At 56.9% G+C, this 15,975-nt stretch carries 14 protein-coding genes and 2 pseudogenes; 11 read left to right on the top strand and 5 right to left on the bottom strand.

Annotated features, from left to right (window positions below):
• Positions 1-347 precede the first annotated feature (347 nt).
• The 3 genes from BLR13_RS40610 to BLR13_RS29040 all read left to right on the top strand — a co-directional run bounded on the left by BLR13_RS40610 (position 348) and on the right by BLR13_RS29040 (position 2,804).
• Positions 348-689 (top strand): hypothetical protein, encoded by a 342-nt coding sequence (locus BLR13_RS40610; protein ID WP_143039617.1) that lies wholly within the window; start codon positions 348-350, stop codon positions 687-689.
• Positions 690-984: 295 nt separating this feature from the next.
• Positions 985-1,377 (top strand): outer membrane protein, encoded by a 393-nt coding sequence (locus tag BLR13_RS40605; protein ID WP_074816754.1) that lies wholly within the window; start codon positions 985-987, stop codon positions 1,375-1,377.
• A 398-nt stretch (positions 1,378-1,775) separates the two neighbouring features.
• Entirely contained in the window at positions 1,776-2,804 is a 1,029-nt protein-coding gene (locus BLR13_RS29040) for an IS110 family transposase (protein ID WP_074816757.1), read from the top strand.
• A gap of 281 nt (positions 2,805-3,085) precedes the next feature.
• Here the strand turns inward: BLR13_RS29040 and tnpC are convergent, their stop codons facing one another.
• From tnpC to tnpA, 3 genes are all read right to left on the bottom strand, one after another.
• Positions 3,086-4,609, bottom strand: coding sequence for an IS66 family transposase (gene tnpC, locus BLR13_RS29035; RefSeq protein ID WP_074816759.1), 1,524 nt, complete (start codon positions 4,607-4,609; stop codon positions 3,086-3,088).
• Between the two features lie 78 nt (positions 4,610-4,687).
• The gene (gene tnpB, locus BLR13_RS29030) at positions 4,688-5,044 is read right to left on the bottom strand and encodes an IS66 family insertion sequence element accessory protein TnpB (protein ID WP_083387555.1); all 357 of its coding nucleotides are present in this window, start codon (positions 5,042-5,044) and stop codon (positions 4,688-4,690) included.
• Positions 5,041-5,469 (bottom strand): IS66-like element accessory protein TnpA, encoded by a 429-nt coding sequence (gene tnpA / locus BLR13_RS29025; protein WP_074816761.1) that lies wholly within the window; start codon positions 5,467-5,469, stop codon positions 5,041-5,043. Before tnpA ends, tnpB begins: the two co-directional genes overlap by 4 nt.
• Positions 5,470-6,614: 1,145 nt before the next feature.
• Here tnpA and BLR13_RS42710 point away from each other — a divergent pair.
• Positions 6,615-6,728, top strand: a pseudogene (locus BLR13_RS42710) (PEPxxWA-CTERM sorting domain-containing protein); the annotation flags it as partial.
• An 831-nt stretch (positions 6,729-7,559) separates the two neighbouring features.
• Positions 7,560-7,673, top strand: a pseudogene (locus BLR13_RS42705) (PEPxxWA-CTERM sorting domain-containing protein); the annotation flags it as partial.
• 18 nt (positions 7,674-7,691) lie between these two features.
• Here the strand turns inward: BLR13_RS42705 and BLR13_RS41165 are convergent.
• Positions 7,692-7,994: a hypothetical protein gene (locus BLR13_RS41165; RefSeq protein WP_171944899.1), complete on the bottom strand. Its 303-nt coding sequence runs from the start codon at positions 7,992-7,994 to the stop codon at positions 7,692-7,694.
• A gap of 403 nt (positions 7,995-8,397) precedes the next feature.
• On the opposite strand from BLR13_RS41165, the gene rfbF reads away from it, so the two are divergent.
• From rfbF to BLR13_RS28995, 4 genes are read left to right on the top strand one after another with little or no spacing between them, the layout of a single operon-like run.
• Positions 8,398-9,168: a glucose-1-phosphate cytidylyltransferase gene (rfbF, locus tag BLR13_RS29010; protein ID WP_074816773.1), complete on the top strand. Its 771-nt coding sequence runs from the start codon at positions 8,398-8,400 to the stop codon at positions 9,166-9,168.
• 17 nt (positions 9,169-9,185) lie between these two features.
• On the top strand, positions 9,186-10,229 hold the full coding sequence (locus tag BLR13_RS29005; protein ID WP_074816776.1) for an NAD-dependent epimerase/dehydratase family protein: 1,044 nt from the start codon (positions 9,186-9,188) through the stop codon (positions 10,227-10,229).
• 16 nt (positions 10,230-10,245) lie between these two features.
• Positions 10,246-10,812, top strand: a complete 567-nt coding sequence (gene rfbC, locus BLR13_RS29000) for a dTDP-4-dehydrorhamnose 3,5-epimerase (protein ID WP_074816779.1) — start codon at positions 10,246-10,248, stop codon at positions 10,810-10,812.
• Complete coding sequence (locus BLR13_RS28995) at positions 10,809-11,744, top strand: NAD-dependent epimerase/dehydratase family protein (RefSeq protein ID WP_074816781.1); 936 nt, start codon at positions 10,809-10,811, stop codon at positions 11,742-11,744. Before rfbC ends, BLR13_RS28995 begins: the two co-directional genes overlap by 4 nt.
• A 176-nt stretch (positions 11,745-11,920) precedes the next feature.
• Here BLR13_RS28995 and gspG read toward each other — a convergent pair whose 3' ends face one another.
• Complete coding sequence (gene gspG / locus BLR13_RS28990; protein WP_074830988.1) at positions 11,921-12,409, bottom strand: type II secretion system major pseudopilin GspG; 489 nt, start codon at positions 12,407-12,409, stop codon at positions 11,921-11,923.
• A 309-nt stretch (positions 12,410-12,718) separates the two neighbouring features.
• Here gspG and BLR13_RS28985 point away from each other — a divergent pair, with 309 nt between their 5' ends.
• Together BLR13_RS28985 and BLR13_RS40590 are read left to right on the top strand one after the other, a co-directional pair.
• Positions 12,719-14,551: a hypothetical protein gene (locus BLR13_RS28985; RefSeq protein WP_074816786.1), complete on the top strand. Its 1,833-nt coding sequence runs from the start codon at positions 12,719-12,721 to the stop codon at positions 14,549-14,551.
• Positions 14,552-14,798: 247 nt separating this feature from the next.
• The gene (locus tag BLR13_RS40590) at positions 14,799-14,993 is read left to right on the top strand and encodes a hypothetical protein (RefSeq protein WP_143039620.1); all 195 of its coding nucleotides are present in this window, start codon (positions 14,799-14,801) and stop codon (positions 14,991-14,993) included.
• The last annotated feature ends 982 nt before the right edge of the window (positions 14,994-15,975 follow it).

The raw sequence follows: 15,975 nt of genomic DNA, 5'->3' as shown, positions 1-15,975 counted from the left end.
AATTAGACAGGAAACTGAACGTTAGCTTCAAAATTATCGATCCGACCAGAGACTCAAAGCTTGGAAAAACAGACAAAACTTAATGCATACCTGATTAAGGCCTCATTAACACCACGACCAAGATACTTAAAAAGTCCTGCAATCAGGCGAAGGTATCGGTCGGAGCTAGTGTCCGGGCTTCGAATCATACCAATTTAGGGAAACCTTATATTTTTGCTCGTATAGAGAGTTGGCATCGGCTCTGCCGGTGCTGGTTAAGCGCTCCCGACATTCATATTGGTCGATAGATTAGCGCGCCTGTGTCGAATTGCATGGTGGCTCCGGGAAACATTTATTGGGGAAAAGCAATGTCATCAATCGAAAGACGTTCGGGGATAGACAGCCGTTCCGAAAGCGAAAAGCAGAGTTTCGGCGAGAGACGGTCCAGTACTGAACGACGATCTCGCTTGCCTTCTACAGGGCTAATGCCTTCGAACGACCAGTTGGTACTGTTTGCTCGGCGCCTCAAGCGTGCAATGCGCGATGAAAAGAGCCGGGGCTTTTTTGGCGTTGCATCTGGGGAAGACCACTTCACCTATTACTCGGACGTCGTTCGACTTATCGATTGGATCGAGCATACGGCAGGCTCAGAAGCAGAGTTGGGAACAGCATCTGCAAAACCTACGCTGCGTAAGGCCGCCATAACGTAGGCTGCTTGTAATGCGGCAGTTTAGCGCAACGCGTGCTGTTGGACACTATCCACGTCGAACATAAGAACGCCGCCCGAAGAGACTGAGCCGCCCTCGTCAAGCTAAGGAATGTTGCAGTGCTCGATTTGCTAACCGGAGCGGAAATCTTCACCCAGTCGGGTTTTCGCTTCGGATTTACCGTCGTACGACGATCCCGCGAATACAGCACGCAATCCCGGCCCTCAACCTTCGGATCTATCGATGCGACGTTTCGCTTCTGAAACTTGGTGCGGACTATCAGTTCGCAAATAATATCGTGCTAGGCGCCTTCGTCACGGTACCAATCACCCGTCTCAAGGCGGATTTTACGCTTGTCCCGGGCGTCGTCTTCAATTTGCGTCCTCAATCGGCGGTCATCGGGGCCGTGCGGCTGGGTTACGCCGTCAACAACTTCCTGCCTTATGTATTCGGCGGCGTTGCCTATTCGAAAATCGAGGCTACTTCCCCGTTCGGGCCGTCGCCTTCAAATGAACACGTCGGCTCGGTCATCGGAGTTGGCCTCGAATACCGTGTCGCTCAACACTGGAGCGTCGATTTCCGCTATGCACGCATCAGCCTCCCCAAAAAGACCTATGATTTTGGGGGCGGGTTCGAACAGTACGGTGAGGATTCGAATAACTACAAAATTGCAGGTTATTATCGCTTCTGATACCCGGACTACTTTTGAAGCCGCCGGCCTTTTGAAGGTTCGGCGGCTTTTTGCGTCGAGAAATATCGACTTCCGTTCCTGGCAGATTTTGTTGCAAAAGTATTTTTGCGGCATGGGACTCAAATTCTCAGAGCCATAGGCGCGACGATCGAATAACAACGTGGGGGACCGCGCCGTCGTGCGCCAAACGTACGGACGACTCCGATAACGGTTTGAGGCTGCACTGATCGGCGATTGTCGCTTGTTTCGTTCTTTGGCGGAAAATTAGCCGCGGGGCCTTTTGGGACTTTTGCAACATGGGGTAATTCCGGGATCGAGCCAGAAAAAGGCAAGGGAATCAGCTCTCCAGGAACGTATGAGGCCCGCCTCATGTGGCCTCGCAGCGATGGAGAGCGGCAATGGAATACTATGTCGGACTGGACGTATCGTTGAAGCAGACATCGATCTGCGTGGTGGATCAGACGGGGTCGGTCGTGCGAGAGAGCGTGGTCGATTCAGATCCTGAGGCTATCTCAGTTTACGTGAGGTCAAAGGCGCCGGATGCAGTACGCATCGGCCTCGAGACCGGACCGACGTCAACCTGGCTATGGACCGAGCTTAAGCAGCTCGGCCTCCCAGTGATCTGTATCGACGCGCGCCATGCCAAAGCCGTGCTCAGGATGCAGATCAACAAAAGCGACCGCAACGATGCAATCGGGATAGCCCGCATCATGCAGACCGGCTGGTTCAAAGAGGTGCACGTCAAGGATCTCGATAGCCACTCGGTCAGGGCGCTACTGGCCAGCCGGGCGCTGCTGGTCAAGATCAAACGCGATCTCGAGAACCATGTTCGCGGCCTTCTGAAGAACCTCGGTCTCGTCATCGGCCGTGCCAAGTTCAATGTCTTTGCCGTGCGAGCCGAGGAGTTGATCGAGGGCCGTCCTGAGCTGATAGCTGTGATCAGACCGCTGCTCGAAGCGCGCAATGCCGTCGGGCAGCAGGTCAGCGAGCTTGACCGCAAGGTTATGAAACTGGCTCGCCATGATGCGCAGGTCCGCCGGTTCATGACCGTGCCTGGGATCGGTCCGATCACCGCGCTCGCCTTCAAGGCAACGATTGACGACCCGGCACGGTTTGCGCGGTCGAGAAGCGTAGGTGCTTATGTCGGGTTAACCAGTAGACGCTACGCCTCCGGGGAGGTCGATTGGTCAGGCCGCATCTCGAAGTGCGGCGACGCTATGCTGCGAAGTTATCTATTTGAAGCAGCCGGGGTTCTGCTGACGCGCGTCCCAAAATGGTCCGCCGTGAAGGCCTGGGGAGTAAGGCTCGCCAAGCGCAACGGGCTCCGCAAGGCAAAGGTTGCAGTCGCGCGTAAGCTCGCGGTCATTCTGCATCGCATGTGGATCGATGGAACCGAGTTCAACTGGTCGAAGGAGATTGCTGCCTAGCGAGGGCATTACCGAGTTCCTGCCGAACGGGCGGGAAAAGACGTCCCTGCCGGGACGATGGCGATGGTGAGTTCGCCCGATTTTTTGCGAGCGTCCGAAAGGCCGACCGCGATTGCAACATTGAACCGCCAGCGTCACCTTACGCCATCATGCGGAGGGTTCACCCCTACCGCGGAGAGAACAGTGGGCCCGGCAAAGGACGATCGTCGGAGAGCTTGACACCAAGACCCGGAATTAGAGAACAAAATCGGCACTTTTGCGACATACAGTAAGCGGTGTTTTCAGGCCACGGCTTTGAGGTCTTGCTTTCGGTATGCCCACGGCAGCAGCTGATCGATATCGCGATTGGGATGACCGTTGGCGATCCTTGTGAGGACGTCGGTCAGGTAGGCGAGCGGATCGACGTCGTTCAACTTACAAGTTTCGATCAGTGAGGCGATGGTGGCCCAATGCTCGGCACCACCGTCCGAACCTGCGAACAACGCATTCTTTCGGTTGAGCGCGATCGGGCGGATCGATCGCTCGACGGTGTTGTTGTCGAGCTCGATGCGGCCGTCGTCGATGAAGCGCGTCAGCCCTTCCCAGCGAGACAGGGCGTAGCGGATGGCCTCGGCAAGCTTGCTCTTCTGACTGATCAGGCCAAGCTTTGCGTGTAGCCAAGGCTCGAACGCGTCGATCAGCGGACGGCTTCTCTGTTGCCGGGCTGTTCGACGCTCGTCAGCATGACGACCGCGGATGTCTTTCTCGACAGCATAGAGCGCGGCGATACGTTCGAGCGCTTCGCTGGCGATGGGCGACGGACCGGGGACGGCGAGCTCATAGAAGTAGCGGCGTACATGCGACCAGCAGAACGCAAGGCGGACGTCGCCACGATCGGCCAGCTTGCGGTAGCCGGCATAGCCGTCGACCTGCAAGACGCCCTTGAAGCCTTCCAGATGGACAATCGGCCGCTCCGCTTTGCGATCGGGTGCGTAGACATAGGCCACGCCCGGTGGATCAGAGCCGCCCCATGGCCGGTCATCGGCGGCATAGGCCCAAAGCTGACCGGTCTTGGTGCGGCCCCGGCCGGGATCGAGCACGGGCGCCGTCGTCTCGTCCGCAAACAGCCGGGGTAATTCCTTTAGTCTCGTGAGAAGCCGTTCGTGCAGCGGACGCAGGTGCCAGGCGGCGTGGCCTACCCAGTCCGCCAGCGTCGATCGATCCAGAACAATCTGTTGCCGGGCGTAAATCTGGGCCTGGCGATACAGCGGAAGATGGTCGGCATATTTGGACACCAGAACCTGGGCGATGGTGGCCTCGGTCGGCATGCCGCCCTCAATCAGGCGCGCTGGCGCAGGGGCCTGCACGACACCGTCCTCGCAACGCCGGCAAGCATATTTCGGCCTGATGGTGACGAGCACCCTGAACTGCGCTGGCACAATGTCCAGCCGCTCGCTCTTGTCTTCGCCGATCCGGTGGAGTTCGCCCTGGCAGCAGGGACAGGCCTGGTCGTCGATGTCGACGACGAACTCGATCCGCGGCAGATGCGCTGGCAGCGAGCCCCGGTTGATACGTCGCTTCTCGGCCCGTGCAGCTCTTGAGGCCGGAGCCGACTGATCCGCTGCCGCCTCATCGCTCGCCGCCGTCTGCTCGACGTCTTCGAGGCCGAGCAGCATTTGATCTTCGGGCAGCGTCTCAGCCCTGCGGCCAAAACGATGCCGCTGCAGTTCCTTGATGATCTGGCGCAGCCGCTCGTTCTGCATCCGCTCGGCGAGCAGCATCGCTTTCAGCATCTCGGGATCGTCAGGCAGTGCGTCGCTCGGCATCACCAAATCAGATCATATTCAGTCGCATTTTGCGACGATCCCGTTGCACGTGATTCACTTCGCCGCAGGAACAAATCGTCAGCCAGGCTGCGTCGGCGTTACCGTCTCTCGGGCTTCATGAACGCGCCGCCAGTCCAGCCCCTCGAGCAACGCCGACAATTGCGCAGCCGACAAACGCATCACACCATCCTCGATCTTCGGCCAGCGGAAGATGCCGTCCTCCAGCCGTTTTGCGAACAGGCACAGGCCCGTACCGTCCCAGAAGATCAGCTTGATCCGGTCCGCCCGCTTGGCTCGGAACACGTAAACCGCGCCCGAGAATGGATCCGCCGTCATGATTTCGCGCACCAGCGCCGCAAGTCCCTCCGCCCCCTTGCGGAAGTCGACAGGCTTGGTCGCCACCATCACCCGGACCGCGCCGGTCGGGCCGATCACGCGCCGGCCATCAATGCACGCAGCACCGCCATCAAAGTCTTTGCGTCCGCACCACGGCCGACCCGGACCGTCACGCCGCTGATCTCGACCTCGATCGTTCCGGCACTGGCCTCAGCCTTGCTCCGCGGTGTCCTCCGTTGCGGAACAGGAGACGATCCCCCATCCACAACCGCCGGCACGAACTGCAGCCCGTCAGCCTCTGAACGTTCAGCTTCGGAATCTCGCAATTGACGTCGCCAGCCAAATAACTGCTGCGGTGATAATCCATGGCGTCGAGCCACGGCACAGACCGAGTCTCCGCTCGTCGCGATCTCAGCGACAATCCGGGCCTTGTCTTCATCGCGCCATGTCCGCCGCCGCCCGGCGCCGGTGAACACTTCCAGCCGGCGGACTGGCTCCGTGATAGCAATATGTTCAGTGTCCATTCTAAGCCTAACGGTCAAAACCGGACCGCAGACTCGCAGATCACGACATCATCCGGAAGGTGGTCGCGGAACACCGCTTACGACATACAGATCGCCGCTAACGATGTCTGTTCGCGAAGGAAGAGCGGAAGTCGCCGGCCAACGTCCAAAACGACGCGACCGCAACGGACATGGCATCGCTAACCAGCCCTCGGCGCGCTGGCATTTAAATTGAATATTTAAGATCGCGAGCGCCGCTCTCAATTAAATGACGCAAACGAAAAATATCGCGACTTTTGCTTTAAAGAGGGCTTGTATCGGTTGCCCAGTTATCTAAGCTCAACTTAATTTCAGCGTTCGGGGCTCTTTGGAAGTCCGATGAACGTAACGAGCAGTATGTTGTTAATTTCGTATCTCCCGTCCCCGACCTATTTAAGCGATTAGATGGGCGATTTACCAAGGTGGAGGTTTTGATGAAAAAATTCATGATGCTTGTCATTCCCCCATTGCTTTTGGCAACAGGCGTTGCGCCAGCTAGTGCTGAGGTTCTACCCAACGCGATCTCTTACGAATACTTTGGGATCGGATACGCAAGTGCAATCCTGACTAGCGATACGCTAGGAACGCTTGATTACTCGGGCCGACAAGGCTGTGGCGGCACGTGTAGCGCGACGACCCAGCTTGGTTCAAGCCCGTCAGTCTCAGCGACAGTCAATCAGGTGTACTTCGATATCTTTCATACTGGTGGCGGAGAGGTTCAAGCTAAACTTGCCTACTACGTGGAATATGTGAATCCAGTAGCGGGAAGTTACGCCGTAAACCTGCACGCTACGGACAGCATTTTTGCGCCGGATCACTCGGCAGTATCCGCTTCTTTGCTTTTTGGGCAGGCGGGAACTTCGACGGCTTATTTCAATAACTTTGCATCTTTGACCTTTCAGGAGACGCAATGCGTAAATGGCTGCCCGTCCGCTGCGCCCAATCCTACCGGGGCATTTATACCGAACAATGAAGTTCAGATGGTCGCCAATACACCGTATCTTGTCCAACTAACTGTGTTGCTCGATCCTACGTCGAGCGGAGTACAGATCAGCGGTTCAATAGATCCTGTGTTCTCGACGGACATAGTTGGTGGACATTTCATCTATAGCCCCGGCGTCTTCGACGTCGCTACGGCCGTCCCCGAATCCTCAACATGGGCTATGATGATCCTCGGCTTCGCTGGCGTCGGCTTCATGGCCTATCGGCGGAAGTCGAAGCCAGCATTGATGGCGGCCTGATCTAATAATCAGAATTGAAATCGAGAGCCGCCTCCGGGCAGCTTTCTCTTTGTCATGAATTGCAGGCGCGATGCCGCTGATGGGTATGGGGAATAATGTTTGAGCAAACGCGAAACTAAACTATTGCGACGCGCGCCAGACATGACAGCATTCCTGACATATTGACGTACCCGTGAAATAAGGGTGCTCTCTTATTATTCATCCACTCGCGTCATGCGATGGTCGCAAGTTGAGAATAAGAATAATGGAGCGGTTAAAACAGTGGAGAGTTTAATGAGAGTTAATTCCAGTCTCGCCGCAGCGATTCTCGTTTTGGGCCTGAGCGCCACCTGTGCGATGGCAGATACCTACACCACTGCAAATTTTTCTTTTGGTGTAAATGGCGGTAATGCCAATTCGAAGCCACCATTTCGGGGAGTGATTGCACCTTGGCCTGCCGGTGGTACATTCACTGGCAGCTTGGTATTTGACAACAATCTGGTACCGGGTGGCGGATCGGGTTTACAGAACGTCTTCTTTTCGAGTTTCGCAGATATCGGTGCGATCCCACCTGCGACCGCGCTTAGCTTAACGTTCAGCGGTTTGCCAGCGTTCACTCTAGCTGATGCGCAGTTCGGTGAGGCTGCAATTCAATATAATAACGGCGTCTTTGCTGGGCTGTTCTATATTTCAGATTTCAATTACTTGGGAAATCCTTATGAGCTGCAGATTCAAGGAGGCTCTTTGGACATCGTACCAATCGTCAATGGATTCCCGACATTCCAGCATTTGGTCAATGGCTTTGTCAGCGGACCTTTAACAAATGAGCAATCGTACACTCCACCGCCCCCGACCGTTGGTGGTGTCCCCGAACCTAGCACATGGGCGATGATGATCCTCGGCTTCTGCGGGCTCGGCTTCATGGCCTATCGCCGCAAGTCAAAGCCAGCGTTAATGACGGCCTGATCCAAAAAGCGATTGAATTTAGAAGCCGCCTTCGGGCGGCTCTTTATTTTGGTAACTCCGGAACGCCGCGGCATTACACTCACGCTGCGCCCAGTCTCGCCGACGCTGACCTTCCGCCGCAATCGACCGGGCGGTGATGGTGCTGGCGATGATCTGATCAACCTTCGTGCCGATCAGGGTGCCCTCGCAGTTGCACTCCACTCCGGGGCACGGAAAGAATGAAGCTTCCAGCCGCGCTGAGGCATCGGTCCAAAGGTGATGCCCTTGGGCTGCACCGTGGAGTTGATACTGGCCGCGGCACGCGCCGGTTTCGTGCGCCACCCACGGGGGCTCTCGGCCAGCAGCAACTCCCGCTTGTCGCCGCGCCGCTTGCTCCAATGCCTCGGATCCGAGCACTCGTGCGGGAATGCCGCCGCAGCCGAAAAAATACAACCGGTCAATTACTCAGAGACCTGTTAAACGGACGCCTATTTATTCTGTGATGGTATTATGATACTGCAGCCTTTTAATTTCTGCAGAACGAAGCCGTTTGGTGCGGCGCAATATCAATCATTGGGACCGCAAGGCAAACGCCGAGCAGTCGATGAATAAACCAAATTGTTATGAACCCGCGCCGGTGCACTCGCGAAGCAACGCATGTTGTTGTAGGGACAAGCTGATAGCAATTTTTTCAATAGGCCGTGGGCAAGTTCGCGGCGCAATCCTTAAACGACGGCAGGTTTATATGAAGGCGGTTTTGTTGGCCGGGGGTCTTGGAACCCGTTTCTCCGAAGAGACCGATACGCGCCCCAAGCCAATGATCGAGATCGGCGGCAAGCCGATCCTGTGGCACATCATGAAGATCTACGCGAGCCACGGCATCAATGATTTCATCGTATGCCTCGGCTACAAGGGCTATGTGATCAAGGAGTATTTCTCGAATTACTTCCTGCACCAGTCCAACGTCACCTTTGACATGCGCGAAAACAAGATGCACGTGCTGCGCAAGGATGCCGAACCCTGGACGGTCACCCTGATCGATACCGGCGAAAGCACCATGATCGGTGGCCGCATCAAGCAGATCCTTCCCTATCTCGGCGACGACCAGGACTTCTGCCTGACTTACGGCGACGGTGTGGGCGATATCAACATCACCGAAAGCATCGCTTTCCATCGCCGCGAGGGTCGACTTGCGACCGTGACCGCAACGCAACCGCCGGGCCGGTTCGGCGCCATCAATTTCGAAGGCAACCGCGTCACTAGCTTTCAGGAAAAACCGAGCGGCGACGGCGGCTTCATCAATGGCGGCTTCTTCGTACTTTCCCCCAAGGTCGGCAGCTACATTGAAGGCAACCAGACCGTCTGGGAACAAGAGCCCATGATCAACCTGGCCAAGGATAGCCAATTGAGCGTCTTCTTTCACGAAGGCTTCTGGCATCCGATGGATACGCTGCGTGACAAGCGCTACCTCGAGGACCTCTGGTCAAGCGGCAAGGCCCCCTGGAAAAAATGGTAGACAGGATCAATCCCCCTATGCGCATTCTCGTTACCGGCCCGATGGGCTATGTCGGCCCCGGCGTCATCCGCCAGTTGCGCGCGCGCTATCCGGACGCCGAGCTGATCGGTTTCGACAGCGGATACTTTGCCCACAATCTGACTGGCGCGTCGCGGCTTCCCGAAGCACTGCTGGACCGTCTGCATTTCGGTGACATCCGCGACTTTCCGCCCGACCTACTCGATGGCGTCGATGCCGTCGTACACCTCGCGGCCATCTCCAACGACCCGATGGGCAAGGAGTTTGAAGCCGTCACGGAGGCCATCAACGAGAAAGCCAGTATTGCCCTGGCGCAGATGGCGCAGGAACGCGGCGTCACCACGTTCGTTTTTGCCTCCAGCTGCAGCATCTACGGCGCGGCAGAAGGTAACCCCCGGCGCGAGACCGATGCACTCAATCCGTTAACGGCCTATGCAAGATCCAAGGTCGCGATGGAAAACGCGCTTCGCTCCAGCAATGCTGGACGGATGACGGTGACTTGCCTGCGTTTTGCCACCGCCTGCGGCATGTCGGACCGGTTGCGGCTTGATCTCGTTCTCAATGATTTCGTGGCCAGTGCGCTCGCGACCGGTGAGATCACCGTGCTCAGCGACGGAACCCCCTGGCGACCCCTGATCGATGTTTCCGATATGGCTCGCGCCATCGAATGGGCGATCGGCCGATCCCCCGACCACGGCGGACGCTTCCTGGTCGTCAATGCCGGCAACAAGGCCGCCAACTACCAGGTGCGGGAGCTCGCGGAAGTCGTCGCCACTGAACTGCCGGGTACCAAGGTTAGCATCAACCGCGATGCTCCCCCCGACAAGCGATCCTACCAGGTCGACTTCTCCATGTTCGCCTCGCTGGCGCCCGAGCACATACCGGCCGTACCGCTCAAGACGTCGGTCCAGAACCTGGCGTCGGGTCTGCGCGGAATGGGATTTGCCGACGGCGACTTCCGTGCCTCCCCCTTGATGCGGCTTCGCACGCTTAAACACCATATCCAGCAGGGTCGGTTGTCGCTCGACCTGCGTTGGCAGTAAGCTACAGGGACATCGCATGAAATTCCACGCCACACCGCTTAAGGGCGCCCACACCATCGAGCTGGAAAAGCGCGGCGATGATCGCGGCTTCTTTGCCCGCTTCTACTGCGAGCGTGAATTCGAAGCGGCCGGCCTTGCGATGCCGATCGTTCAAATCAACAATTCGCTGACCGCCAAGGCCGGCACGCTGCGCGGAATGCACTACCAGTTGCCGCCGGCGGCCGAGACCAAGGTGGTACGTTGCATTCGCGGCGCATTGTACGATGTGATTATCGATCTGCGGCCGGATTCTCCGACGTTTGGGCAATGGTTCGGCGCCGAACTCACGGCCGAGAACCGTCTCATGATGTATGCGCCGCAGGGCTGTGCACACGGGTTCATAACGCTCACCGATGACACCGAGGCGTTCTATTTGTCGAGTGCCTTCTACAGCCCGGAGCAAGAACGTGGTATCCGCTTTGACGACCCCCGCTTCGGCGTGGTCTGGCCGATAGCCCCTATTGATGTTTCGCCAAAGGATAAAACCTGGCCTGACTACAATCCGCAATTCCATGGCGCCGAACAGCTGCGGGACCTGGTGTGAAAATCCTTCTTACCGGCGGCAGCTCTTTCACGGGTCTTTGGTTCGCCCGTAGCCTCGCAGCGGCAGGTCATAGCGTGGTCGCCCCGTTAAAGGGAATGATCGCCGACTATTCCGGCCTGCGCGGCGAACGCGTAGCGGCGTTAAAGTCTGTCGCGGAAGTAGCTGAAGGCTGCCCATTCGGCTCGGCCGCTTTTATGAATATCGCCTCGCAGGGTTCCTTCGACCTGTTGTGCCAGCATGCCGCCCGTACTGGCGACTATCGCAACCCCGAGTTCGACATTCTGGGCGCGGTCGCTGATAACACGCAGCAGCTGGTCGAGGTGCTCGAGACGCTTTTGACCCGAGGGCTAGCAGGCGTGGTGCTGACGGGCACCGTTTTCGAGCAGGATGAAGGCGCCGGCGATGCGCCCTTGCGTGCGTTTTCGCCCTATGGGCTGTCAAAGGGACTGACCTGGCAGTACTACCGCTATCTCAGCCAAACCAGGGGCTTCCCGCTCGGCAAGTTCGTTATCCCGAACCCGTTCGGGCCGTTCGAGGAGCCGCGCTTCTGCAACTATCTGATTCAGACCTGGTTCAAGGGCGAGGTGCCGACCGTCCGCACCCCGCTTTACGTACGTGATAACATTCACGTCGATCTGCTGGCGGCCTCCTATGCAGCCTTCGCCAGCATAGTCCCGGCCCAGAACGGCGTGATCAAGCTTAATCCGAGCTTCTACGTCGAAAGTCAGGGGGCATTTGCAAATCGGTTCGCAGCAGAAATGGCGCCCCGCCTCGGGATCGCCTGCCCCGTTACGCCGCTCCAGCAGAGCGAATTCACAGAACCCATGGTGCGGCTCAATACCGACCGGATCGATGGTGAGGCGCTCGGCTGGAAGGAAGCAGCGGCCTGGGATGCGGAAGCGGAATTCTACATGGCGCGTGCTCGGCGCTGACACGATCGTAACAGGCTTCACCGGACGGTTGTCAGGATGGCGGGGGACGCAGGTAAGCTCGCAATTCCCGTACCGGCCTCTTAATTCTGCTACCTGTTCCGGATCCGCAGGCAGTTCACAAGCAAATCGCGCCAGCGCGGCCACTTGCGCAAATGACCATTTATAGTGAAAGCGGCCTAGCTTCCTGAGCTTCGAAATGATGAGGGGGCAGCGGACGCAGTGGTCGACTTTCCGGTCGGACCGAGCGAATAGACTTCATATTCCCCGTTTGAACCTGGATAGTTGTACTGGTAGGGACGCCCCCACGGGTCGAGCAAATTCTTGGCTTTCTTCAGATAGGGGCCGTTCCACCTTGGCGCTTCGGGTGTCGCTTCGACCAATGCCTTGAGGCCGACGCTTGCACTCGGATAGGAGCCGTTCTCCATGTAATAAAGCTCGAGCGCGGTGCCGATATTCTCGATCTGCAGCTGAGCCGACTGGGTTTTGGCTTTGCCGAAATAACCCATCAGCTGTGGCGTGGCGACCGCAGTCAGCACGGCCAAAATGCCCATGACGACCAGTAGCTCGAGCAGCGTATAGCCCGCGTCTCTTCGGCCGCGGCGCCGGAGTGACCGTCGCTGGCTTGGGAGACGCTTGGTAAGATTCTCGGCGGTGTTCGTGGACATTTTGATCGCCTCTGAATTCATCTTCGTGAATTTCACTTGCGATATTGTCGGCCAGTCCTATCCAAACAGTTGACGGATCTATCCCCCTCGGGAGGCGGTAAATACGAGGTAACGTATTCCGGAGGATTGCACATAATGTTTGACCCTTTCACGCTTGTGAGCCCTTTTGCCGTGCCAAACGCTTGATTGATCGAGATCGGTTGATTAACGCTTTGTTGCCGGCCCTCCCGCCGGCATGGGATGTTGGTTGAGGATTGGCTAAAGCGGGGTGCCAGCCGGAAATTAAGTTGACGCGGGGCACGACACAGCATGCAGGATCAGCCCACGAGCACTAGCGCTGCGTCGTGCGATCAATTCGCAGGCCATTTCCGCTTGCTTGGTATCGACCCAACCGCAACGCTTGCAGAGGTCGAACAAGCCTATGCTGCCTCACGGCAGCAGCGCGGAGCACCGGAGCACAAGCTGACCGAGGCGCGCAGCGCCATCCTCGACCCCGCGCGACGCTTGTTGTGCGAACTCACGTATCCCTTGGATTGTAGCGCAGAACAGCTCACCGCATTCTATGATGGCCTGTCCGGCAACGCGCCCATGTCCGAAATGATGGCCGCCGCAAATGATCTACCCCCTCTATCGAGAGCCAACTTTTTGGCTCATCTCGCTACCAGAGAGCCCGCCGATGCCAGTCTGATGTTCGCGCTCGTTGGCGCCCATGCCTCGGTCGATGCCGCGACCATTTTCGAGATTCTGAAAGACCAGCTAACCTGTGCAGGCTTTCCGATGCCACCATTGCTCGGCATCCGTCAGGGCTTGCAGGAGCTTTTTACGGTACATGCCGAAGCCGTCGTTGCTGCGTATGGCGCAATCCAGGACGCAGCGGTGCCGCTCGAGCAATGTATCCGCAAAGTTCTGGTGAGCAACGATCGACATCACCGCGAGGCCTTGACCAATTTTCTGGATGCCTATCGCCAGTCTTTGGCCAAACTGAAACCAGCGCTGCAGGAGATCGACGCCGCCTGTGACGCGATCAAACTCCAGCCCGACGATGTGTCCGCCGTTGCGCAACTCAAAAACACATTTTCGGATTGGATATCAATAAACGCACCTTTGATCGTGTTCGATGCCCATCAGAAGCTGCGCAATGAAGGGGTCAATAGAATAATCGCCGACCTGCGTCGGCTGCCAGCAGACCTCATTGCAATTGGCAAATATGAGACGGCACAAACGATCGCCGCCATCTATCTCGATGCGTTGAGCCTGCTGCCCGATGACATAGAACCTTTCAAGGGAGCCGCGACGGCTCTTCGGAAACTGTCGCTGGAAGCCAGGATCAAGCCATTAGAGACTCTGATTGAACAATTGGATCGCGAGCCCAAGCTGATCGCTCTGCCGATTGAGAAGAAGGGATTTGCCGACAGCGACGGCCGCGCTCTTTGGGAGACCTTTTCAAAGGCGGTTTCCGACACCCACGCGACCGACCTGCACGAGCAACCCTGGATATTGATCCGCGATTTCGCTTTTAGACTTGATGCCCGACCGGAATCAAAGGGAGCTGCCAGCAGGCTGGCCTCGGATCTGCTGCGATTTGGCGAGACCCTGCCGGCTACCCCTACCACCCTGGATGCCCTGCGCGAGGACTTGAATAGATTGGAGGCAACCAACGGACCGATACAGACCGGACGGAGCCGCCCGATTTCATACGCGAAGGCCGCCCTGTTCATAGGTCTGGTGCTCATTGCGACGATCTGCACATTCCTTGCCTACCGAAATCACAATCTGCTTTTCCCTTCAAACGCCCCAGTGCTCCAGGCGAATTTTAAGGAGGAGCAGGAAGCCGTTCCCCCAGCCAGCAAGGGCGAGCGATTTAAGCGAGAGTTTGTTCGCTACTGTCATTTTCAGGAAGAACGGTTGCGTGTACTCAAGCAATATGTTCAGGGACCTCTGGATATCCAGGCTTATAATATGTTTGCAAACGACTATAATTCCCGTTGCTCCAATTTCTATTTTCTGGACGAGGATCTAAGAGTGGTAACCGAGGAAGTAAAAGCCAGAAAGCAGATGCTTGAGGCCGATGCCATGCGTATCCTGTCGACTTGGCCATGGCATCCCGCTACCGGAACCACGTCAGGCCCTGCGGCCAAGTGAACTCCATTCAGGCTCCATTCACTGTTACTTCGGCCTTATTAAACCTCCGCCAGGCCCGGGATGTGAACCCTTTGTCATCAAAGCAGCGCGGAACAGACATATGTGTTCCAGATTTAACCTTTTGCAGCGCTATCAAGCTTAATATCTACGTTTTGTTGCGAATTGGCTGAAACCAGATAGGTTTTTTTGGCGTTCAACTTTGAATAGCAGGTTGGTCATTTTTAATTTATGTCGGCAGGAGTGACGCGTGAGACGTCAGAAATCAGCCAATACAAAGCCTAACGGCAACACGCCGGAAAAGACGAAATCGCTGCGCGATCGCTATGCAGAACTTTTAAAGCTGCGCGAAGCTGTCTCGAGAAGCCAGTCCGAGTTGATGAGGCATTCAGCGAATGTAAAAAGCGCTGGCGCGAAGGCAAATCGTGCGCTCTCATATCATTAGATTGATCTACCTCGTCGCGATAGCTATCGCGACACTGGGTTGGTCCTGGATGCTTATGTTGGGATTGGGCTGGGCGTTCGGCTGAGAGGCCAAGCGTCAAACAGCAGCGCATTCGTCCCGCATGAGGCGGCACAATTCCTGGCGCCCGCACCGGAGATGCTTAGTAACAAAACCGGACCGCTCGCCAACTCAGGCGATAATGGGTGCGTACGCGTCGCCACGTTAACTGGCAGCCACCGGAATATCCCTGCGAGGCCCACGGGCCATATTCGGCATACTCACCGTATCCACGCGGATAGTCGAAGGAGTCGTCCAGCGGATAGCCGTAATATCTGTAACCAATCCCGATCGCGACAGGTCCATAAGCCGGCCGGAATAATCCGTAACTGTATCTAGTTGTCGAATAGAGCCCGCCTCTCGCTAACACTGCGTTTGGTAGGAACGACCCAGCCAACAGTAGAGCGCAAAGGGTTGAAATTCCAAGACGCATCGCTGATAAAAGCATCAATTTGATCCCGCAGTTATCGGTCTTAGAACGTCGGGGCCGTCGACAAAATCTCTTTGGCTTCCCGCGTATAGCCTTTCTAGCGGAAATTGATTGGGAACAGTCTAATCGCACGTGTCGCAATGTTGGCGCTTGCTTGTCGCCTTGTTTACCAAGCAACGGGCGACGCATTTCTCGACGCCGCCGAGTACCGGCTGATCAGCCATCTTGCCACGGATCAGGCCAAGCTCGAGTTATTTGACCAGCTGGGAGCGCACCTAACGACGTTGCCATTCCACGTCTGGCGGCTAAGGCCGGACCGCAATATGCTTGGCTGAACAGCAAACGCCAGTCACCTGCCTACCTCATGATCGCGGCTTTCACGATTCGCATGTTTGATCGCTGTTGAATATAGCGGCCACAGGCTCATCTTGGGCGATTTAACGAAACAGTCCTGAAGCCGTTTTGCCGCTGGGTCGAAACTGTCCAGACACGAGG

Origin of the sequence: Bradyrhizobium ottawaense (genome assembly GCF_900099825.1) — a bacterium.
GTDB classification, from domain to species: Bacteria; Pseudomonadota; Alphaproteobacteria; order Rhizobiales; family Xanthobacteraceae; genus Bradyrhizobium; species Bradyrhizobium ottawaense_A.
The sequence above is the reverse complement of the archived record's forward strand: the minus strand, read 5'-3'. Positions and strand labels throughout refer to the sequence as shown.

Bases quoted from the DNA above. Each gene is read 5' to 3' on its own strand.
- BLR13_RS29005 (WP_074816776.1), top strand. From the start codon at position 9,186: ATGCGCATTCTCGTTACCGGCCCGATGGGCTATGTCGGCCCCGGCGTC.
- tnpC (WP_074816759.1), bottom strand. From the start codon at position 4,609: ATGCCGAGCGACGCACTGCCTGACGATCCCGAGATGCTGAAAGCGATG.
- rfbC (WP_074816779.1), top strand. From the start codon at position 10,246: ATGAAATTCCACGCCACACCGCTTAAGGGCGCCCACACCATCGAGCTG.
- BLR13_RS28985 (WP_074816786.1), top strand. From the start codon at position 12,719: ATGCAGGATCAGCCCACGAGCACTAGCGCTGCGTCGTGCGATCAATTC.
- BLR13_RS29040 (WP_074816757.1), top strand. From the start codon at position 1,776: ATGGAATACTATGTCGGACTGGACGTATCGTTGAAGCAGACATCGATC.
- tnpA (WP_074816761.1), bottom strand. From the start codon at position 5,469: ATGGACACTGAACATATTGCTATCACGGAGCCAGTCCGCCGGCTGGAA.
- rfbF (WP_074816773.1), top strand. From the start codon at position 8,398: ATGAAGGCGGTTTTGTTGGCCGGGGGTCTTGGAACCCGTTTCTCCGAA.
- gspG (WP_074830988.1), bottom strand. From the start codon at position 12,409: ATGTCCACGAACACCGCCGAGAATCTTACCAAGCGTCTCCCAAGCCAG.
- BLR13_RS40610 (WP_143039617.1), top strand. From the start codon at position 348: ATGTCATCAATCGAAAGACGTTCGGGGATAGACAGCCGTTCCGAAAGC.